We start from the raw sequence: 19,124 nt of genomic DNA on the forward strand, positions 1-19,124 counted from the left end.
TCAGGAAGACACCATGAACATGATTGCTCCCGTCGCGCTGGCACTGGCTGGTACTTTGCTGGCCGGCCAGGCCGCCGCCGCTGCGAAGGGTGAGGTACTGGTGCTGTTGTCCAGCGAGAACCAGCTGCAGCTCAAGGACGGCAAACCGTACCCCACCGGTTACTACCTCAACGAATTCGGCGTGCCTGCCGACCAGTTGCTCAAGGCCGGCTACAAGCTGGTGCTGGTGACGCCCAAGGGCAATGCGCCGAGTGTCGATGAGCGCTCGATCGATCCGATGTACTTCGGCGGCGATGCCCGCGAAATGCAGCGTATCCGCCAGGTGGTCGATAGCCTGCCGGATATCGACGACACGCTGTCGGTGAAGGAGGTATTGGCTGGCGATATGGGCCGCTATGCCGGGATCTTCATCCCGGGTGGCCATGCGCCGCTGATCGACCTGGCCAACAACCCCGACGTCGGTGCCCTGTTGCGTCATTTCCACCAGGCCGGCAAGCCCACGGCCGCCATTTGCCACGGCCCGATCACGTTGCTGTCGGCGCAGCAGGACCCGGTCGCCTACCGCGCCGCGCTCGCCCGTGGCGAAACCCCGGCGGCCAGCGACTGGACGTACCGGGGCTATCGCATGACCATTTTCTCCGACCCTGAGGAGCAGGTGTTCGAGGGCTCACTCAAGGAGCAGCGTCTGCAGTTCTATCCCGCCAAGGCCATGGCCGGTGCAGGAGGCGACATGAGTTATGCCCAGGCCTGGCAGCCCCATGTAGTGGTCGATCGCGAGTTGATCACCGGGCAGAATCCGTTTTCCGACAAGGCGTTGGCCAAGGCGTTGCTTGAGCAGTTGGAGAGTGTCGGTAGCCGCAAGAACTGATCGAGTGCAGCTGATTGAGGCCTTGCGGATGCTGGCAGGGCCTCGGTCATTCAGGTGCGCAGGCTTTGTCTCGCTTGGGGCGGCCCGCGGTACGGCCCATTGGCGAGGCGGGATCAGCGTTTGCTCGGCCGGGTAATGCCGTCCACCACCAGCACCGTGGCGCCGGCCATGATGGCGATGTCGGCCAGGTTGAACACGCCGGTGTGCAGGGTGCCGATATTGAGGACCAGGTAATCGACCACGTGGCCGTCGCGAAAGACCCGGTCGATCAAGTTGGACAGCCCGCCCACGGCGATGAACCAGGCCGCGCTGGCCTTGACCGGTGCCGATTGCCAGTGGCGCCAGGCCCAGACCATGGCCCAGGCGCACACCACGCCGACGGCGACCACGAACACCAGTTGCTTGAGCCACGGAGCCAGCCCGGCGCCGAGGCTGAGGAACGCTCCGGGGTTGAGGCTCAGGGCCAGGTCCAGCCAGACGCTCTGGTTGCCATAGACATAGCTGTGATCGTTCAGGGCGACCAGGGCGATCAGTTTTACCCACTGGTCGAGAATGATGAAGGCAACGCCCAGGGTGAGGACGAGGGTACGGCTGGAAAACATGCTGACAGTTCCTTTGGGCATCGCGAATGCGGGTAACGATCTGCCGGTGCGGGGCAAGCCCGCTGCCACAGACAGCTCCTAAACAGAAGGGGCGCCATCTGGCGCCCCTTCGTCGTGCAGCTTAGGCTTCAGCGTCCCACGGACGATCGCCTTTTTCATCCTTGACGCGGGTCGGCAGGCCCATCACGTCCAGCGCCTTGAGGAACGGCTCGGCCGGGAGCTCCTCGACGTTGACCATGCGCCCGGCATCCCACTGGCCACGGGCAACCAGCAGCGCGGCGGCTACCGGAGGCACGCCTGCGGTGTAGGAAATACCTTGGCTGTCGGTCTCGGCGTAGGCTTCCTCGTGGTCGGCCACGTTGTAGATGAACACCTCGCGCGGCTGGCCGTCCTTGGTGCCCTTGACCAGGTCACCGATGCAGGTCTTGCCGGTATAGCCCGGGGCCAGCGAGGCCGGATCCGGCAGCACGGCCTTGACCACTTTCAGCGGTACCACTTCCAGGCCTTCGGCGGTCTTCACCGGCTGCTCGCTGAGCAAGCCGAGGTTCTTCAGCACGGTGAACACATTGATGTAGTGTTCGCCGAAGCTCATCCAGAAACGCACGTTCGGCACGTTCAGGTTCTTCGAGATCGAGTGCACTTCGTCGTGGCCGGTCAGGTACAGGTTCTGCGAACCCACTACCGGCAGATCGTCGGTGCGCTTGACCTCGAACATGGTGTTGCTGGTCCACTGGCTGTTCTGCCAGCTCCAGACTTGCCCGGTGAACTCACGGAAGTTGATTTCCGGGTCGAAGTTGGTGGCGAAGTACTTGCCGTGGGAACCGGCATTCACGTCCAGGATGTCGATCGAGTCGATCTGGTCGAAGTACTGCTGCTGCGCGAGTTTCGCGTAGCTGTTCACCACACCCGGGTCGAAGCCGACGCCGAGAATGGCGGTAATGTTCTTTTGTTGGCACTCTTCGAGGTGTTTCCACTCGTAGTTGCCGTACCACGGCGGGGTCTCGCAGATCTTGCCCGGCTCTTCGTGGATGGCGGTGTCAAGATAAGCGACACCGGTATCGATGCAGGCGCGCAGCACCGACATGTTGAGGAAGGCGGAGCCAACGTTGATCACGATCTGCGATTCGGTCTCGCGGATCAGGGCCTTGGTCGCCTCGACATCGAGGGCGTTGAGCGAGAAGGCCTGGATGTCGGCGGGAACCTTGAGGCTACCCTTGGCCTTGACGCTGTCGATGATGGCCTGGCATTTGGAGATGTTCCGTGACGCAATCGCAATACGACCCAGTTCGTCGTTATGCTGTGCGCACTTGTGGGCCACCACCTTGGCGACACCTCCTGCACCAATGATAAGAACGTTCTTCTTCAATTCAGCTGCTCTCCTTCATGAAAGCCTGTCTTACGACAGGCTCGAAACGTAGTCTTCGAAACCGAACTCGCGCACCACTTCGACGCTGCCGTCGAGTTGCTTGACCGCGATGGAGGGCATTTTCAGACCGTTGAACCAGTTTTTCTTGACCATGGTGTAGCCCGCCGTGTCGATGAACGACAGCCGGTCACCGATGGCCAGTGGCTTGTCGAATTGGTACTCGCCGAAGATGTCGCCGGCCAGGCACGACTTGCCGCAGACCATGTAGGTGTGCGCACCGTCGTTGGGGGCCATCTTGGCGTTGAGGCGGTAGATCAGCAGGTCGAGCAAGTGCGCTTCGATCGAGCTGTCGACCACGGCCAGGTGCTTGCCGTTGTACAGGGTGTCGAGCACGGTCACTTCCAGCGAGGCGCTGTTGGTGATGGCCGCTTCGCCCGGCTCCAGGTAGACCTGCACACCGTAGGTTTCGGCGAACTGCTTCAGGCGCGCGCAGAAGGCGTCCACCGCGTAGTCCTCGCCAGTGAAGTGGATGCCGCCGCCGAGGCTGACCCACTCGACCTTGTGCAGCAGGTGGCCGAAACGTTCCTCGATGTGCGTGAGCATCTTGTCGAACAGGCCGAAGTCGCCGTTCTCGCAGTTGTTGTGGAACATGAAACCGGAGATCTTCTCGATCACCTTCTCGATCTTTTCTGGATCCCACTCGCCGAGGCGGCTGAACGGGCGCGCCGGGTCGGCCAGCAGGTAGTCGGAGCTACTCACCTGCGGGTTGACGCGCAGGCCGCGCACCTTGCCTTCGGACTGCTCGGCGAAGCGCTCGAGCTGGCCGATGGAGTTGAAGATGATCTTGTCGCAGTTTTCGAGCATCTCTTCGACTTCGTCGTCGGCCCAGGCCACGCTGTAGGCATGGGTTTCGCCGGCGAACTTCTGGCGGCCGAGCTTGAGCTCGAACAGCGAAGACGAGGTGGTGCCGTCCATGTACTGCTGCATCAGGTCGAATACCGACCAGGTAGCGAAGCACTTGAGGGCAAGCAGTGCCTTGGCACCGGAGTGTTCGCGCACGTAGGCGATCTTCTCCATGTTGCTCAGCAGCTTGGTTTTGTCGATGAGGTAGTACGGCGTCTTGATCATTTAAAGGCCCCCGGCCAGGCCGGCCAAAAAAAGGACACGCATTGTGCCTTCACTTGCCGCGGTACGAAAGGGCGCGAGGCGCATTTCGTCAGAGTCGTGCCGCGTTTTGCAAGGGAAACCCCACCGGTTCCATGGTCCGGTCCTCGGTGCGAGCTGTACTTGCCGCGGGTCGTGACCAAGTTGACCAGATCAAGATGACCATGCTGGTTGGCGACGAGGCATACCAGGAAGAATCCGATGGACGCGACATGTTGTGCAAACGGTCTACCGACGTCGGTTCAGGGGCTGGCTCGCACACGCCGGTTCAGGGCTGACTGGCGGGCAGCAGGGGCGCTGGTGGAGTAGCTTGCTGATCAGGACGACCCATCATGGTGGAAAAGGTGGGCATGTTGTTATCGTCCAGAAACTTCTGCGCCTCAGCCAGCGTTACCGGTGTTTCATCTACCCATGGCTGTTCCCAGAGGCTGGAAATGTAGAGTTGTGGGGCCCCTGAAGGCTGAAGGCGGCCATCGCTGAAGACGAATGACTGCGTGACATGCAGGTGTTCGCTGACAAAGCTCGCGCTGTCCACGACCCAGGAAAATCGCAGTAACTTGCGCTTGCCTTCGATCTGTACGGCAAAGCCGTTGGCGAACGTGACGGGCGTGGTGTCTCCGCTGATCAGGTCTTTCATGACACCGGTGCTGCGGTAGGCACTGTAGGGTGACAGCGCGCCCGTGCGCAGCCCCTCAACCTCAGGGGGAACGGGCGTGCCACTGAGCAGCCGGCCCCGCGGGTCGACGATCAGGACATTGATCAGCCGGTCATCGTGAAGGGAGTAAAGCTGATTGGTGAGTGTCAGTACCACCTCGGGGATGTCATCGTCATCCAAGTCCAGGACTTGGTATCGGACGTTGGTGGGGATCTGGTGGTAGGTCAATGGGGCGGTGGGTGGATAGTCCCGGAAACGCTGATCCTTTGCGGTATGTGCAACCTCCAGGGTTTTCACCGGCACGCGGTTCAACAGGAGCGTGACCAGGTCAGGTTCCCCCACGAACATCTTGTCCTGCGCTTCCCATTGAGCGCCTGTTGTGCGGCCTGTCTTGATCTCCACTGCAAGGGGTTGCCTGAGTTCGGCGACCTGTTGCCAGTGTTCCATCATGGGTTTGAACAGGTCCTGGAAAAGGCCGGCCCATAAGCTCAGTGCAGAGACGCTCAAGACGATTCCGCCAACGGCGGCGGCGCGATGCCGACTGCACCACGCAATCAAGGCCCTAAGCAGATTCGCGCACATCCGTCTCATTGTTTTCTGTTCCCTTGATCCTGGCCGGTTCTGCTGCTGGTGCTTGAAAGGCGCAGACTATCACAGGGCAACATCGGCTCTATTAGACCTCTGCCCAGGCTCGGCTAGTCTTTCTGCTGGTTCCGTGAAAAGCCGGCGCACAGGCGTGCCCGGCCATAACCGACGAGGGGCAGGCGCGTTTGGCGAACGCCTGATTCAACACCTGGCAGCGCAATGACAACAACGCCCGGAAATCTGAATTGAACCGACCCAAAAGGTAGCAGCAGATGGCGAACGAATCGAAATGCCCGTTTCACCAGACCGCCGGTGGCGGCACCAGCAACCGTGACTGGTGGCCTGACCAACTCAACCTGAAGATCCTCCACCAGCATTCGAGCAAGTCCGACCCGATGGACCCGGACTTTGACTACGCCAAGGCGTTCAAGAGCCTCGACTTCCAGGCACTCAAAGCAGACCTGACAGCCTTGATGACCGACTCCCAGGACTGGTGGCCGGCGGATTTCGGCCACTATGGCCCGCTGTTCATCCGCATGGCCTGGCACAGCGCGGGCACTTATCGCATTGGTGATGGCCGAGGTGGTGCTGGCTCTGGCCAGCAGCGTTTCGCCCCGCTCAACAGCTGGCCGGACAACGTCAGCCTGGACAAGGCCCGGCGCCTGCTGTGGCCGATCAAGCAGAAGTACGGCAACAAGATTTCCTGGGCCGACCTGATCGTGCTTACCGGCAACGTGGCCCTGGAGTCCATGGGCTTCAAGACCTTCGGCTTTTCCGGTGGCCGCGCCGACGTATGGGAGCCGGACGAAGACGTGTACTGGGGCTCGGAAAAGGTCTGGCTGGGTGGCGACACCCGCTACGGCAAGGAACAGGTCAAGGCCCAGCCACCCGGCCAGGGTGACCTGGTAGCCGAGCCTGCCAAGCATGGCGAGGAGCAGAACCGCGACCTGTCGGCCGAGCGCAACCTGGAAAACCCGCTAGCGGCGGTGCAGATGGGCCTGATCTACGTCAACCCGGAAGGACCGGAGGGCGAGCCGGACCCGGTGAAGTCCGGCCAGGACATCCGTGAGACCTTTGGCCGAATGGCCATGAACGATGAGGAGACCGTGGCGCTGATCGCCGGCGGCCATGCCTTCGGCAAGACCCACGGCGCCGGCCCCGCCGACAACGTCGGCGCCGAGCCGGAAGCGGCGGGCCTCGAGCTGCAGGGCCTGGGCTGGAGCAACAAGTTCGGGACCGGCAAGGGCGGCGACACCATCACCAGCGGCCTGGAAGTGACCTGGACCTCGACCCCGACTCGATGGAGCAACGAGTACCTGAACAACCTGTTCAACTTTGAATGGGAGCTGACCAAGAGTCCGGCCGGCGCCCATCAGTGGCGGCCGAAGGATGGCAAGGGCGCCGGCACCGTGCCTGATGCCCATGATCCCGGCAAGAAGCACGCGCCGTCGATGCTCACCTCTGACCTGGCGCTGCGCTTCGACCCGATCTACGAGCCGATCGCCCGGCGTTTCAAGGACAACCCCGACCAGCTCGCCGATGCCTTCGCCCGTGCCTGGTACAAGCTGATCCACCGCGACATGGGCCCGCTGGCGCGCTATCTCGGGCCGGAAATGCCCAACGAGGAGCTGCTGTGGCAGGATCCGTTGCCCAAGGCCGGGCCTCAACCCAGCGACGCCGATATCGCCGCGCTCAAGGCCAAGGTGCTGGCTTCGGGGCTGAGTGTCGGTGAACTGGTGTCCGCCGCCTGGGCCTCGGCCTCGACCTTCCGCGGCTCCGACAAGCGCGGCGGTGCCAACGGCGGTCGCCTGCGCTTGGCACCGCAGAACGGTTGGACGGCAAACCAGGGGCTGGACAAGGTGCTGATGGCGCTGGAGAAGATCCGCAGCGAGGGCGGGAACCAGGTCTCCCTGGCTGACCTGATCGTCCTGGCCGGCAATGCAGCGGTGGAAAAAGCCGCCCAGGATGCCGGGCACAGCATCAGCGTGCCGTTCCACCCGGGGCGTGTGGACGCCTCGCAGGAGCAGACCGATGTCGAGTCGTTCGCCGTGCTCGAGCCCCTGGCCGACGGTTTCCGCAACTTCAGCAAGGCGCGCTACAGCGTCAAGGCCGAGAAATTGCTGCTGGACAAGGCCCAGTTGCTGACGCTCACCGCACCGGAACTGACCGTGCTGATCGGTGGCCTGCGGGTGCTGGGCGCCAACCATGGCGGCAGCAAGGAGGGGGTGTTCACCGACAAGGTCGGCGTGCTCAGCAATGACTTCTTCCGCAACCTGCTGGACATGGGCGTGGAATGGAAACCGACTTCGGCGGACAACGAAGCGTTCGAAGGCCGTGACCGCAAGACCGGCCAGGTGAAATGGACCGCCAGCCGGGTCGACCTGGTGTTCGGCTCCCATGCGCAGCTGCGTGCCTTGAGCGAGGTATACGGCAGCAGCGATGCCAGGGAGAAGTTCGTCAAGGACTTCGTCGCGGCCTGGGTGAAAGTGATGGAGCTGGACAGGTTCGACCTGGCATAACGCCGATCGCGGGGCATGTCGCATCGGCGCTTCGATGCGGCATGCCCCGCGATGTTTGCTAACCCAGGCTTAAAGCCCCTGGGATCCCTGCAACGGGTCGGTGCCAGGGTTTTCCTCATGCAACGAAACCTGCGCGGTCTCCGGCAACGCCAGCCCGCCGATCAATGCCAGCAAGGCAATCACCACCAGGTAGAACGCCGGGGCCAGGCGGCTGCCACTTTGTTCGATCAACCAGGTCGCCACCAGCGGCGCGGTGCCGCCGAACAGGGTATAGGCGACGTTGTAGGTGATCGCCGAGGCGGTGTAGCGGCTGCGGGTGGGGAAGCATTCCGACAGCAGCGCGGCGGTGACCACGCCACTCATCAGCGCGCCGATGGCCAGCAGGATCACTCCCAGCAATGCCCCCGCCAGCGACCCCGAGCTGGCCAGCCAGTAGGCCGGGAACACCGCGACCATTACCCAGAGGCAAGTGAAGCCGATGGTCCGGCGCCGTCCGACACGATCTGAAAAGGCGCCCGCCAGCGGGCAGCCGGCCGCGGCGAACAGCAGCGCCACGGTCGAGACCAGTAGCGCCTGGGCGCGGCTCAGGTGGCCGACCGTCTGCAGGTAGGTGGCGAAGTAGGTGGTGAACATGTAGAACGACAGCGCCGTCAGCGAGATGAACGCGCCAAGGTTGCCGATGGTGCGGCCATGGTGGCGCAGAGTGTCGCCGAGCGGCGAATGGCTGTGCGCCTTGCCTTCGGCGATTGCCTGGCGAAACGCCGGGGTTTCCTCCATGCGCCAGCGCAGGTAAAGGCCGACCAGGCCCAGGGGCGCGGCGACCAGGAACGGAATACGCCAACCCCAGGCGTTCATCGCCTCGGGTGTGAGGCTTGCCTCCAGGCCATAGGCGATGACCGCCGCGCAGGCGAAGGCAGAGAAGGTCGAGACCGGCACGAAGCTGCCGTAGAACGCGCGCCTGCCCCGTGGCGCGTGCTCCATCAGGTAGGCGCAAGCGCCGGCATATTCACCCCCTGCGGAAAACCCCTGCAGGCAGCGGGCGAGGGTGAGCAGCGCCGGGGCCAGCACGCCGATGCTGGCATAGGTCGGCAGCAGGCCGATCAGCGTGGTGGAGCCGGCCATCAGCAGGATGGTCAGCGACAGGATGCGCTTGCGCCCGAGACGGTCGCCCAGCGCACCAAACACGATGCCGCCCAAAGGGCGCAGGGCGAAGGCCACGGCAAATACGGCGAAGGTCTTGAGCAGGGCGACGCTGGCGTCCTCACTGGCGAAGAACTGGCTGGCGATCAGGGTGGCGAGGAAACCGTAGACGGCGAAGTCGAACCATTCGACGAAGTTGCCGATGGCCGAGGCGGCAATCACCCGCCGCAAGGTGGCGGGTGGGACCTCGTGGGCGATGGACATAGGGTGCTCTCCGGGGGTCTTGGCAGCCTGGACGGATGCGCCGCGCTCGGGGCGCGGCGTCGTTGTTCTCGGGCCAGTAGACAAGCGGCAAGGCGAGGGTGCTTTGTCGGGGGCGACATCAGGATGCCTGTTAGCACCGGAAAGCAGGTTCAGTGCAGTGGCATGGGGGTTGGCAGACGAGGCATGAGTACCAGGGGCGCGATCACATCGACATGACCGTCTTCGAACAGGCTGCCGGGAACGGGTGGGTAAGTGGTTCTCCAGCATTCGTGCTCGACCAGTTGCTTCAATTGGCTCAAGGGTGAGGCATTGACCCAGACGGGCAGCAGGCGTTCATGGGCGGGCGAGCTGCGTACGGCCTTGCAGGCGACGGGGCGGTTGCTGCGGTCCAGAGTGAGCTTGAGCGTGACCACGCCGACTAGGGTGCCCTGGTTGGCGGCATTGATTCGGTTGACGAGGGCACTCTGCATGGCCGCCGTGAAACCGGCCAGGGCGGCGGCGTCGACTTTCGCGTTGGCTTCGGGGTTGGCGCTGCAGGCCAAGAGCGTGAGCAGGCCAAGCGCTGCCAGCGGGAGGAGAGTGAACAGCGGGATCTTCGACACGGGAACGTCCTTGGAGGCAAACACCGGTACCTGCGTATACCGGTTTGAAAAGGGGCCGTAGATTAACGTGGCTGCGCCTTATACTTCAGGGGGAAAGCTTTCTCTCACTCACGGTCGCAACGCGCAGGCAGCGGCCAGGTGTGGGGTGGGCGCCGATCTTTGAGGTGCTCAGGCACCTCGATCGGCGGCTCGTCCGGGCCAAGCGCAGTCTCGATCTGGCGGACACTGCGCAAGTACGGGTCGAGGTCTGTGCCCAGATCCACCTGGTGCGGGATCCACCAGGCGATGACCTGGGGCTGTCCGTGTTCATCCTCGGTCAGCAGCACTTTCCAGAACGCCTCGGGCGTGGCGATGCCGTGGGACTGGATGAAGGCATCGTTGTCCAGGGCCGCGCCGGCATGGCCGAACATCACGCCACCGATTACCGTCACCGGGCGCAGGTCGCGATAGCACTCGGTCAGCAGTTCGGTCTGGTACCAGGTGCGGCTATTGTGCGAGGCCAACTGCGGGACGATATTGCTCATCAGGTTGGAGGCGTCCATCGCCGTCCGATCGTCGTCGAAATGATTGTTGGCCGCCAGATGGCCGCGATGGTAGCCCTTGGGTGTCGAGTAAGCCTTGGCCGAGAACTGGCCTTTACAGCCCTCGGGCAGGCTACGGTCGATACGGAAGTTATCGACCCGAGGCAGATGCCCCTGGTCCTTGTCGAGGGTGAAGCTGAAGCGGTGCGGCTCGCCGCGCAGGCAGTCGTACCAAAGCTGGAAGCGCCCGTGGTCGAGCAGGGTCAGTGGCGTGGCGGCAGGCTCGGCAGGTATTGGGGAGGGCAGGCGGGGGGCGCACGAGGTCAGGCTCAGCACCAGCAAGAGGAACAGCAAACGGCGCATGTCGCGTCTTCCTTGAACAGAAGCCCGGGATGTTACAGCAGTCTGCCGGTGCATGGCTTTTTCCACGGCATGGCGGATACACGACAGTAGTGGCGGCGCGAGTTAGGGTCGTTATTTGTGAAATATCCCACTAGGATCGGGTTCATCACTCACCCACCCGCAAGGAAGCTGTACATGGCAGAACGAAGCAACGATCGGCAAATCGACAACATCGAGTTCAATGTGGCCGATATCGCCCGCAGCAAGGCGTTTTATGGCCAATTGTTCGGCTGGACCTTCACTGACTATGGGCCTACCTACACCGAATTCAGGGACGGACGTATCACCGGGGGATTCACCACGGGCGAGCCGGTCTGCCCTGGCGGGCCGCTGGTCATCCTGTATGCCGATGATCTCGAACAGACCCAGCAGCGTATCGAGGCACTTGGCGCTCGCATCAGCCGTGCAGTGTTCGCGTTTCCCGGCGGGCGCCGTTTCCACTTCATCGACCCGGATGGCTATGAGCTGGCGGTGTGGACGGCCAGCGCTGTCTAGAGGTCAGACCGGGTGTTCGATGCACACGCGGTTGCGCCCCTTCTGCTTGGCCCGGTACAGCGCCTGGTCAGCTTTGCGCAGGGTATCGCCAGGCTCGTCACCCGTCAGGGGCTGCCAGTTGGCCACGCCCAGCGATAGGGTAATCCCGCCGACAGGTTCGATAGGGGTGTGCTCGACGGTCAGGCGCAGGTGGCCGGCGATGGCGCTCGCCACCTCCAGCCCTGCACCCGGCAGGAGCATCAGGAACTCTTCGCCGCCAGTGCGGCACAGCAGGTCGCCCTCACGGCAGGTACCACGCATCAGGCCGGCCAGCCGATGCAGGACCAGGTCGCCGATGTCATGGCCGTGGTTGTCGTTGATCCGTTTGAAATGGTCGATGTCCAGCACTACAACGGCGAAGCCGCGTTTTTCAGCCTGCAGCAAGCGCAGTGCCTGCTGCAGCCCACGGCGATTTAACAGCCCCGTGAGCGGGTCGGTCTGGACATCGTGGTTGAGTCGGCCAATACGCTCCTGCAGCAGGTTGAGGCCGAACAACAGGGCGCGCTTGAGCTCCGCGGCCTCGGCATACCAGGCGCGGACCTGGTGGATGCGCTCGGTGGTCTGCTGCTCGCTCGTACCCCGGGCGACCGTGGCCAGTTGCCTGAGCGGGTGAGCGATGACTTGGGTCAGCCAGCACAGCAGCAGCCAGCCGAGCAGGGCCAGCGGTGCGGAAATGGCGATGACATTGAGGATCAGGTGGCGCAGCGGTGCCACGGTCGATTGCAGGGGTTGCTGGGAAACGATGGCCCAGCCGGTGCTGGGCACCGTGGCAAAACCGGCAAGCATCTCCACGCCTTGGCTGTTGATCAGTCGCCGGGTGCCTTGATCCAGGCGAGGCAGTTCGTCGACCAGCGGGTTGTCGCCTACCAGGCTGCCGACCCGCTGGCTGTCGGGGTGGAAAAGCAGCCGACGGTTACGATCGACTACGTAGAGGTACGCGCCGTTCTGGTAGAAGTGCGTGCCCAGCAGGCTGTTGAGCATGTTGCGTTCGCGCAGGTACAGGCTGCCGCCGATATAGCCCTGGTAATGACCGTTGGCGTCGAAGATCGGTTGCGACATGATCACCAGCAGGTTGCCGGCTGCCGACAAGAACGGCGTGGACACCAGCGTGCGGCGCTCGCGCAAGGCTTGCTGGGCGGCATCCGAGCGGGTCAGGGTGCCGGCCAGGTGTTGCAGCGGCGCAGGCGCAAGCGTACGCAATACGCCTTGGGCGTTGACCCGCAAGGTCGAGTTGAACAGGTTGCTTTGCGCTTGCAGGCGGTCGATTTCCGCCTGTACCAGGCTGTCGTCATCGGGGTGCCGGGCACATTGATTGGCACTATAGGCCAGTTGCTGCAGGGCGTTGACGAGGGTGTTCTCGGTCACGGCGGCCACTTTTGCGGCGTACGCCCGGTTGGCTTCCAGGGCGTTGTCGATCAGCAGTTGGCGTTGCACCCGGTAGCTGGCGAAGTAGCTGGCCAGCAGCATCACCAGCGCGGTGACGGCGCATAGCATGAGTATGAGTGAGCGCAGGTCAGGGCGCCGAGCGTAGGGGAACATGAATCGCAATCCTTGGCCTCATGGGATGCAGCAGATGCCTCACCTTACGCGCTAGGCGCGCGTTGCACCATGCAGGTGGGAAATTGCAGGATTGGATGATGGAGAGCACTCCGGCTTCTCACAAGAATCACAGCACCCGCCTCAGCCGCAGTTGTTTCCAGTTCTTTCCTTGTATCAGGGCAGGGCCTGCTCCAGTGCGCTCAGGTCATCCTCGACCTCCTGCATGCGCGCTTGCGCCAGGGCCTGAACCTGAGGGTCGCTGGCGCTCTCGCGCATCAGCCGGGTGAGCTTTTCGCTCAGGCGCTTGCCCTGGTCACTCTGGCCCAGTTCCTTGGCCTTGGCGGGGTCGCGGGTCGCCTGGACGATATTGGCGAACTCGGCGTCGTTGAAGTGTTCCTCGCTGTACAGCTTGAACAAGTCCTGGCGCTGATCCTCGACGGTGAGGTGCTTGCGCAGCACCTCCTTGATCTGCTCCTGCGGCACCTTGGTGTGAGTCATCGCCAACAGTCCGGCCATGCGCTCGATGTTGTGGTCGTAGGCTTCCTGCAAGGGCAGGTTGGCGAGGATCTGTTCCTCGCGGCTGGGCTTCTGGTCACAGGCGGCGAGGGCGCCGAGCAGGAGCACGGGCAACAGCAATCGGGTCAGGCGGGACATGGGCAGCCTTGGGCACGGTAAGGCTTGCGAGTTTACTGCAAACCCATGCGCAAGTTCAGCGTTGCAACGGATTGCGCAGACGTACCCAGACAATCGCCGGCAGGGCCATCAGCAGCCATTTCAGGTAGCGGTTCACTTCGTAGTGCTCGCAGGCGATGCCGATGCTGGTACAGACCACCACCACCGCCACGAACTGGATCATTCTTTCCATCGGCAGGTTTCCATTATTGCTGGGGCCGGGAGGGCCGCGGCGCGCACTTTAGCAGTGGCGCGGGCGCGCAGGCCAGGATGCCATACGGCGTAACACTTTTACGGCGGTTCATGCGCGCGAAGTTGGCTATTGTGCGGCAATCCTGGCCCCCAAGGAAGGCGACCCGATGACTACCTACAAAGGCGGCTGCCTGTGCGGCCGCATCCGTTTCAGGTATCGCTGCTGGGCTTCGAGATTGCCTATCAACGCCCGGAGCGGCGTTTCGCCTACCTTGACCTGCACTGCGCGCAGTTGATGCTCGAGCAGCTCGATGCCGATGATCACTGGCTCACCGGGCCTCTGGAAAAGCCCTTCGGGCGGGGAATCAACCTGCAGATTGATGTCGCTGCGGTCGCGCCGCTGCTCGAACGGCTGGAGCGCCATCGCTGGCCGTTGTTCCAGGCGTGCGAGGAGGTCTGGTATCGCGCAGATGCTGTCGAAGTGGGGTTGCGCCAGTTCCTGGTCCAGGACCCGGATGGCTACCTGTTGAGGCTGGCGCAGAAACTGGGCGAGCGCCCGGTTGCGTTACCCGCGCGTTAGCCCTTGCTACCGGCCCCTGCAGCCGGCGTCTGACAGGCCATCCCGACCGACACCCGCCATGCTCAACACCGTGTTCATTTCCATTCCCGGCGTATTCGCCTACCGTCTCCTTCCACCCCATCACAAGGAGATCACGCATGCCCGAGCTTGCGTTGTACAAGGTGAAACTGCTGGACGAATTCGAGGCTCGCGAGGACGACTGGAGCTTCGGCCACTTCGAGCGCCGGCTGACCCAGGTCAAGCCCGCCGCCAACTATCAGGACGCCAAGGGCATCATCAAGGCTGCCCATCTGGCGAACAACTGGCCGAATACGGTAAAGCGCTATCTGCTGAGCAACTACCGCGCCCACGGTAATGTCAGCAGCGAGCTGACCGAAACCTTCATGCAGGTGCTGGCCAGCCTGACGCCGCAGGAGATGAAGGACTGGCAGCTGCCGCAGGTAAACCAGTCGGCCTGATCGCCGCCAAGTCGATTCCCACAGGATGGCGCATGGTTTCAGGCTGGCGCGGTCGGTGTGGGAGCCGGCTTGCCGGCGATGTGCCGCGTAAGCGGCGCTTTCCATGCCGACTCAGGCACGAAACCGCAAAACCCGCGCCCCATCATACGGATCGACCAGATAGTGCCCCCGCACCCCAAACGTCCCCAGCAACCGCTCCGGCGTCAACACCGCCTCCGGCTTGCCTAGGGCAACCAACCGCCCTTGATCGAGCACGGCCAGCCGATCGCAAGTCAACGCCTGGTTCAGATCATGCAGCGCCACCAGCGTCGTCACCGGCAGCGCCTGCACCTGGCGCAGCAAACCGAGTTGGTGCTGGATATCGAGATGGTTGGTCGGCTCGTCCAGCAACAGCACCTGCGGCCGTTGCGCCAAGGCCCGGGCGATATGCACGCGCTGGCGCTCGCCGCCGGACAGTTCGCCCCATAGCCGTCGGCGCAAGTGGCTGGCGTCGGCGTCGGCCAACGCCTGTTCGACGATGGCGCGGTCATCGTTGCCGAACGGTGCCAGGGCCGAGAGCCAGGGCGTGCGGCCCAGGGCGACGGCGTCGTACACGCTGATGGCGTCCAGGGTGTCGGCCTGTTGCTCGACCAGGGCCAGGCGCTGGGCGACATGCCGGCGCGGCATGCGTTCCAGCGCTTCGCCGAGCAGGCGCACGCGGCCACTGCTAGGCGTGCGCAGGCCGGCGAGCAGCTTGAGCAGGGTGGACTTGCCCGAACCGTTGGGGCCGACCACGCCGAGGGTTTCGCCGGGCAGCACGCTCAGGTCGACCCCCTGCAGCACGTCGCGTCCGCCCAGGCGCAGGCCGAGCCCTTGGCAGGTGAGCGGCGCGTCGGCGATGGTGGTCATCACGCTCATGGGCGCCCCCGGCGGCTGATCAGGATCAGCGCGAACACCGGTGCGCCGATCAAGGCCGTGACCACGCCCACCGGGATCACCTGGCCGGTGATCAGGGTGCGCGAGAGGATGTCGGCGATGATCAGGAACAGCGCACCGCCCAGGGCGCTGGCCGGCAGCAGGCGGCTGTGCCCGGGGCCGAGCAGTAGGCGCAGGGCATGGGGGATGACCAGGCCGACGAAGCCGATGGCGCCGACGATGGACACCATCACCGCGGTGACCAGCGCCGCGCAACTGATCAGCAGCAGTTGTGTACGGCGCACCTGTACGCCCAGCGAGGCCGCCGAGTCGGCGCCGAAGGTGAATGCGTCCAGTGCCCGGCGCTGCCACAGGCATATCGCGAGGCCGAACAGGGCGACCGGCACCGCCAGCCACACCGACGGCCAGCGCACGCCGCTGAGGTTGCCCAGCAGCCAGAATAGGATGCCGCGGGCCTGCTCGGCGGTGGCCGACTTGGTGACGAGGAAGGCGGTGAGGGCGTTGAACAGCTGCGACCCGGCGATGCCGGCGAGGATCACCTGGGCATTGTCATGGCGGCTGCCACTGGCGCGTGACAGCAGCAGCACCAGGGCGAACGCCGCCAGCGCGCCGATGAAGGCGCCGGCCGACAGCGACAGCACCGCGCCGCCCAGGCCGAACAGCCCCACCGCCACGGCGCCGGTCGAGGCGCCGGCAGACAGGCCCAGCAGGTACGGCTCGGCCAACGGGTTGCGCAGCAGCGCCTGGAGGATCACCCCACAGGTCGCCAGCCCCGCGCCGCAGGCGGCGGCGACCAGGGTGCGCGGCAGGCGGTAGTTCCAGACGATGCCGGCGTCGATCGGGTCGACGGCATGGCCGGCCTGCCACAGCTGGTTGGCCAGCACCTGCCAGATCGCCTCGGCGCCGACACGGGTCTCGCCGATGGCAATCCCGGCAAGCATGGCCAGGCACAGGGCGAGTAACGCAAAAAGGCTGATGGGCAGCAGGCGGCTCATGGCTGGGGCGTTTTACCGCTGGCGAAGGCGCTGGACAGCACGTCCAGGCCGCGGAACAGGCGGATGCCTGCCTGCATGGCGTCGGCATCGAGGACGATGATACGGCCGTGCTTGACCGCGTTCATATTGCGCGTGACCGGGTCGCTGCGCAGGAAGTCGAGTTTTTTCTGGTAGTCGTCGGCCGGATAGCGGCGGCGGTCCATGCGCGCGACGATCAGCCAGGTGGGGTTGGCTTTGACCAGGGTCTCCCAGCCCACGGTAGGCCATTCTTCGCTGGACTCGACCACGTTGCGCACGCCGAGGGTCTGCAGCATGTAGTCGGCCACGCCCTGGCGGCCGGCGACATAGGGGTCGGTCTTGAGGTCGGCGCTGGAAAACCAGAACAGCGCGCTGGTGTGCGCCAGGTCCTGGCCGGCCAGGCGCTGCCTGGCCTGTTCCAGCTGGCCCTGAAGCTCGGCATTCAGGCGCGCGCCACGCTCCTGCACGTCGAAGATCTCGGCCAGCTGGCTGACGCTCTTGTAGATGCTCTGCACCTTGAACGGCTGCAGGCGGGTGCCGTCGGCGCCCACCAGGTTGTCCTTGCCCTCGCAGTCCGAGGGCAGCAGGTAGGTGGGGATGCCCAGCTCCTGGAACTGCTCGCGGGTGCCGACCGCGCCCTGGGCGCCGATCATCCATTCGAACTGCGCCGTCACCAGTTGCGGACGTTTGCCGACCACCGCCTCGAAGCTCGGTTCGTTGTCGGCCAGGCGCGGGACCTTGTCGTTCTGCGCCTTGAATTCCGGCAGCACGTTGTTGAACCACAGCGAGGTGCCGGCCAGCCGCTCACCCAGGCCCAGGGCATAGAGCAGCTCGGTGCCGGCCTGGCCGACGGTCACCGCCCGTTGCGGGGCCTGTGTGAAGGTCTGCGGCAAGCCGCAGTTGTCGACGGTCAGCGGGTATTGGGTGGCGCTGGCATGGGCCAGGCATGACAGGGACAGGCCGGCGAGGAGGGCGGCGAGGCGGTACGGCATGGTGGGGCGATCTCCTGGGTGGTGCACGGAATGGCCCACGGACAGGCATCGCCGGGTAGCCGTGCGCAAGCACGCGGCCAGGGGCGGATGACCATCCCGGACACCCCGCCGGTTGGTGAATGCGTGCCGGCAGGTCTCCTGACTGGTGCGTCCAGGCCGGCGCCAGCCTTCCCGGGTCGGCAGACCCAGTGGCATCGATGGCGCAGGCTCGGCACCTACAGTTGCGGGGGCAGTTCCCTTTGGATCGCCAGTGGCGAGCCCGGGATTCCCTTTTGATTCCGTGTGGAAACCGGCGGGCGGCATGGTAGACCATCGGGCTGTCGGGTGAAAACGCTTTTACAGGTACTTGAGCCAGGCGATATCGCGCCGGCGCGCTTTCAGCCGGGCGAACCAGCGCACCGGCAGGTACAGCGCAAGTGGCAGCAGCACGGCGGTCAGCCATACCGCGCCCATGCCATCGAAACCGAAATAGCCGCCCTGGTTCAGGCCAAACAGCGCCACGCACGCCACATACAGCAGCTTGAGCACATACAGGTGCAGCAGGTAGAAGAACATTGGCGCTGCGCCAAACACCGCAAGCGGGCCGATCCAGCGGGCGTCGCCGGCACGCTCGAAGCCGCGCAGCAGGAGCAGGCCGACGCCTAGGGTCAGGGCCAGGAACAGCAACGATGGTGGATACTTGGTGATATTGAAGAAGCTCATCAGCGTCTGCCCTACGCTGGCGTAGAGGCTCCAGGGGGCTTCGCCGTAGCCATTGAGCAGGCGCAGCGCACCGAACCCCAGCAGCAACGCCACGCCGGCCCATAGCAGGCGCTGCTGGCGCTTGCCGGCGTCGCTGCCCCGGGAAAACCACGGCCCGAGCCCATAACCCAGGGCGATCACGCCGATCCACGGTAACAGCGGGTAGGACGTGCGCAGGCGCAGATGTTCGCCCACCTCCAGCCAACTGCGTTCATGCAGGATCGCCCATGGCACATGCAGCGCCGATTCCGGCCCGAAGTGCAGGCCATCGAGCAGGTTGTGACCGGCGACGATCAGCGCGCCGAGGGCGAGCAGCGCCGGGCGCGGCAGCCACACCAGCAGCGACAGGGCGAGCATGCTCAGGCCGATGGCCCAGATCACCTGCAGGTAGATCACGCTCGGTGGCAATTGGAAGGTCCAGGCGAAGTTGACCAGGGTGAATTCCAGCACTACCAGGAACAGACCGCGCTTGAACAGGAACACCGAGACATCGCCACGGCCCTGGTGCTTCTCGCCATACAACCAGGCCGATAGCCCGGTAAGCAGCACGAACACCGGCGCGCACAGGTGCGCCAGGGTGCGGCTGGCGAACAGGCTGGGTTCGGTGGCGTCGATGTTCATCGGGTCACTGACCTGGCGGTGCAGGAAGAACGTTTCGCGCACGTGGTCCAGCAGCATGAACAGGATCACCAGGCCGCGCAGGGCGTCGATGCTTTGCAGGCGTTGGGGGAGTTGGAGGCGGGTCATTGGAAAAGTCGCAAACGGAGGATTTGAGATGTTATCTCATAACAATTTATTGA

The 19,124-nt window shown here is 64.2% G+C and carries 19 protein-coding genes and 1 riboswitch; of the genes, 5 read left to right on the plus strand and 14 right to left on the minus strand.

Annotated elements, in window-relative coordinates:
* Positions 1-13 precede the first annotated feature (13 nt).
* A complete protein-coding gene (locus tag BMY03_RS11305; protein WP_094011087.1) occupies positions 14-868 on the plus strand; it encodes a type 1 glutamine amidotransferase domain-containing protein in 855 nt (284 codons plus the stop codon).
* A 113-nt stretch (positions 869-981) separates the two neighbouring features.
* On the opposite strand, the gene BMY03_RS11310 is transcribed toward BMY03_RS11305, so the two are convergent.
* The 4 genes from BMY03_RS11310 to BMY03_RS11330 all read right to left on the minus strand — a co-directional run bounded on the left by BMY03_RS11310 (position 982) and on the right by BMY03_RS11330 (position 5,162).
* Positions 982-1,470 (minus strand): signal peptidase II, encoded by a 489-nt coding sequence (locus BMY03_RS11310; RefSeq protein WP_094011088.1) that lies wholly within the window; start codon positions 1,468-1,470, stop codon positions 982-984.
* 121 nt (positions 1,471-1,591) lie between these two features.
* Positions 1,592-2,836 (minus strand): saccharopine dehydrogenase family protein, encoded by a 1,245-nt coding sequence (locus BMY03_RS11315; protein ID WP_038705903.1) that lies wholly within the window; start codon positions 2,834-2,836, stop codon positions 1,592-1,594.
* 30 nt (positions 2,837-2,866) lie between these two features.
* The gene (locus BMY03_RS11320) at positions 2,867-3,964 is read right to left on the minus strand and encodes a carboxynorspermidine decarboxylase (RefSeq protein WP_094011089.1); all 1,098 of its coding nucleotides are present in this window, start codon (positions 3,962-3,964) and stop codon (positions 2,867-2,869) included.
* A gap of 304 nt (positions 3,965-4,268) precedes the next feature.
* Complete coding sequence (locus tag BMY03_RS11330; protein ID WP_143067542.1) at positions 4,269-5,162, minus strand: hypothetical protein; 894 nt, start codon at positions 5,160-5,162, stop codon at positions 4,269-4,271.
* Between the two features lie 350 nt (positions 5,163-5,512).
* On the opposite strand from BMY03_RS11330, the gene katG reads away from it, so the two are divergent.
* Positions 5,513-7,759, plus strand: a complete 2,247-nt coding sequence (gene katG / locus BMY03_RS11335; RefSeq protein ID WP_094011092.1) for a catalase/peroxidase HPI — start codon at positions 5,513-5,515, stop codon at positions 7,757-7,759.
* Positions 7,760-7,828: 69 nt separating this feature from the next.
* On the opposite strand, the gene BMY03_RS11340 is transcribed toward katG, so the two are convergent.
* The 3 genes from BMY03_RS11340 to BMY03_RS11350 all read right to left on the minus strand — a co-directional run bounded on the left by BMY03_RS11340 (position 7,829) and on the right by BMY03_RS11350 (position 10,649).
* Positions 7,829-9,163, minus strand: coding sequence for an MFS transporter (locus BMY03_RS11340; RefSeq protein WP_038705906.1), 1,335 nt, complete (start codon positions 9,161-9,163; stop codon positions 7,829-7,831).
* A gap of 149 nt (positions 9,164-9,312) precedes the next feature.
* Positions 9,313-9,765: a hypothetical protein gene (locus tag BMY03_RS11345; RefSeq protein WP_023631222.1), complete on the minus strand. Its 453-nt coding sequence runs from the start codon at positions 9,763-9,765 to the stop codon at positions 9,313-9,315.
* A 104-nt stretch (positions 9,766-9,869) separates the two neighbouring features.
* Positions 9,870-10,649 (minus strand): DNA/RNA non-specific endonuclease, encoded by a 780-nt coding sequence (locus tag BMY03_RS11350; RefSeq protein ID WP_023631223.1) that lies wholly within the window; start codon positions 10,647-10,649, stop codon positions 9,870-9,872.
* 174 nt (positions 10,650-10,823) lie between these two features.
* Here BMY03_RS11350 and BMY03_RS11355 point away from each other — a divergent pair, with 174 nt between their 5' ends.
* Positions 10,824-11,183 carry a VOC family protein gene (locus tag BMY03_RS11355; RefSeq protein ID WP_094011093.1) on the plus strand — a complete coding sequence of 120 codons (360 nt, stop codon included), beginning with the start codon at positions 10,824-10,826 and terminating at the stop codon, positions 11,181-11,183.
* Between the two features lie 3 nt (positions 11,184-11,186).
* Here BMY03_RS11355 and BMY03_RS11360 read toward each other — a convergent pair whose 3' ends face one another.
* The 3 genes from BMY03_RS11360 to BMY03_RS26345 form a co-directional block, all read right to left on the minus strand.
* Positions 11,187-12,761, minus strand: a complete 1,575-nt coding sequence (locus BMY03_RS11360; RefSeq protein WP_023631224.1) for a GGDEF domain-containing protein — start codon at positions 12,759-12,761, stop codon at positions 11,187-11,189.
* Positions 12,762-12,935: 174 nt separating this feature from the next.
* Positions 12,936-13,415: a hypothetical protein gene (locus BMY03_RS11365; RefSeq protein ID WP_023631225.1), complete on the minus strand. Its 480-nt coding sequence runs from the start codon at positions 13,413-13,415 to the stop codon at positions 12,936-12,938.
* A gap of 55 nt (positions 13,416-13,470) precedes the next feature.
* Complete coding sequence (locus BMY03_RS26345; RefSeq protein ID WP_156177603.1) at positions 13,471-13,626, minus strand: hypothetical protein; 156 nt, start codon at positions 13,624-13,626, stop codon at positions 13,471-13,473.
* Positions 13,627-13,818: 192 nt separating this feature from the next.
* Between BMY03_RS26345 and BMY03_RS11370 the strand changes: the two genes are divergently transcribed.
* Complete coding sequence (locus BMY03_RS11370) at positions 13,819-14,205, plus strand: VOC family protein (RefSeq protein ID WP_177182904.1); 387 nt, start codon at positions 13,819-13,821, stop codon at positions 14,203-14,205.
* A 137-nt stretch (positions 14,206-14,342) separates the two neighbouring features.
* The gene (locus tag BMY03_RS11375; protein WP_023631229.1) at positions 14,343-14,663 is read left to right on the plus strand and encodes a hypothetical protein; all 321 of its coding nucleotides are present in this window, start codon (positions 14,343-14,345) and stop codon (positions 14,661-14,663) included.
* A gap of 111 nt (positions 14,664-14,774) precedes the next feature.
* On the opposite strand, the gene BMY03_RS11380 is transcribed toward BMY03_RS11375, so the two are convergent.
* The 4 genes from BMY03_RS11380 to BMY03_RS11395 form a co-directional block, all read right to left on the minus strand.
* On the minus strand, positions 14,775-15,560 hold the full coding sequence (locus BMY03_RS11380; protein ID WP_094011094.1) for an ABC transporter ATP-binding protein: 786 nt from the start codon (positions 15,558-15,560) through the stop codon (positions 14,775-14,777).
* The gene (locus tag BMY03_RS11385; RefSeq protein ID WP_094011095.1) at positions 15,557-16,573 is read right to left on the minus strand and encodes a FecCD family ABC transporter permease; all 1,017 of its coding nucleotides are present in this window, start codon (positions 16,571-16,573) and stop codon (positions 15,557-15,559) included. The genes BMY03_RS11380 and BMY03_RS11385 overlap by 4 nt, the downstream gene beginning before the upstream one ends.
* Positions 16,570-17,583 carry an ABC transporter substrate-binding protein gene (locus tag BMY03_RS11390; protein WP_094011096.1) on the minus strand — a complete coding sequence of 338 codons (1,014 nt, stop codon included), beginning with the start codon at positions 17,581-17,583 and terminating at the stop codon, positions 16,570-16,572. Before BMY03_RS11390 ends, BMY03_RS11385 begins: the two co-directional genes overlap by 4 nt.
* Before the next feature lie 111 nt (positions 17,584-17,694).
* A riboswitch (cobalamin riboswitch) is annotated at positions 17,695-17,892 on the minus strand.
* A gap of 27 nt (positions 17,893-17,919) precedes the next feature.
* Entirely contained in the window at positions 17,920-19,071 is a 1,152-nt protein-coding gene (locus BMY03_RS11395; RefSeq protein WP_094011097.1) for an acetyltransferase domain-containing protein, read from the minus strand.
* Positions 19,072-19,124: the final 53 nt, after the last annotated feature.

The sequence above is a fragment of the Pseudomonas soli genome (genome assembly GCF_900110655.1).
Classification (GTDB): Bacteria; Pseudomonadota; Gammaproteobacteria; order Pseudomonadales; family Pseudomonadaceae; genus Aquipseudomonas; species Aquipseudomonas soli.

Bases quoted from the DNA above. Each gene is read 5' to 3' on its own strand.
- BMY03_RS11305 (WP_094011087.1), top strand. From the start codon at position 14: ATGAACATGATTGCTCCCGTCGCGCTGGCACTGGCTGGTACTTTGCTG.
- BMY03_RS11310 (WP_094011088.1), bottom strand. From the start codon at position 1,470: ATGTTTTCCAGCCGTACCCTCGTCCTCACCCTGGGCGTTGCCTTCATC.
- BMY03_RS11320 (WP_094011089.1), bottom strand. From the start codon at position 3,964: ATGATCAAGACGCCGTACTACCTCATCGACAAAACCAAGCTGCTGAGC.
- katG (WP_094011092.1), top strand. From the start codon at position 5,513: ATGGCGAACGAATCGAAATGCCCGTTTCACCAGACCGCCGGTGGCGGC.
- BMY03_RS11340 (WP_038705906.1), bottom strand. From the start codon at position 9,163: ATGTCCATCGCCCACGAGGTCCCACCCGCCACCTTGCGGCGGGTGATT.
- BMY03_RS11350 (WP_023631223.1), bottom strand. From the start codon at position 10,649: ATGCGCCGTTTGCTGTTCCTCTTGCTGGTGCTGAGCCTGACCTCGTGC.
- BMY03_RS11355 (WP_094011093.1), top strand. From the start codon at position 10,824: ATGGCAGAACGAAGCAACGATCGGCAAATCGACAACATCGAGTTCAAT.
- BMY03_RS11360 (WP_023631224.1), bottom strand. From the start codon at position 12,761: ATGTTCCCCTACGCTCGGCGCCCTGACCTGCGCTCACTCATACTCATG.
- BMY03_RS11365 (WP_023631225.1), bottom strand. From the start codon at position 13,415: ATGTCCCGCCTGACCCGATTGCTGTTGCCCGTGCTCCTGCTCGGCGCC.
- BMY03_RS26345 (WP_156177603.1), bottom strand. From the start codon at position 13,626: ATGGAAAGAATGATCCAGTTCGTGGCGGTGGTGGTGGTCTGTACCAGC.
- BMY03_RS11375 (WP_023631229.1), top strand. From the start codon at position 14,343: ATGCCCGAGCTTGCGTTGTACAAGGTGAAACTGCTGGACGAATTCGAG.
- BMY03_RS11380 (WP_094011094.1), bottom strand. From the start codon at position 15,560: ATGAGCGTGATGACCACCATCGCCGACGCGCCGCTCACCTGCCAAGGG.
- BMY03_RS11385 (WP_094011095.1), bottom strand. From the start codon at position 16,573: ATGAGCCGCCTGCTGCCCATCAGCCTTTTTGCGTTACTCGCCCTGTGC.
- BMY03_RS11390 (WP_094011096.1), bottom strand. From the start codon at position 17,583: ATGCCGTACCGCCTCGCCGCCCTCCTCGCCGGCCTGTCCCTGTCATGC.
- BMY03_RS11395 (WP_094011097.1), bottom strand. From the start codon at position 19,071: ATGACCCGCCTCCAACTCCCCCAACGCCTGCAAAGCATCGACGCCCTG.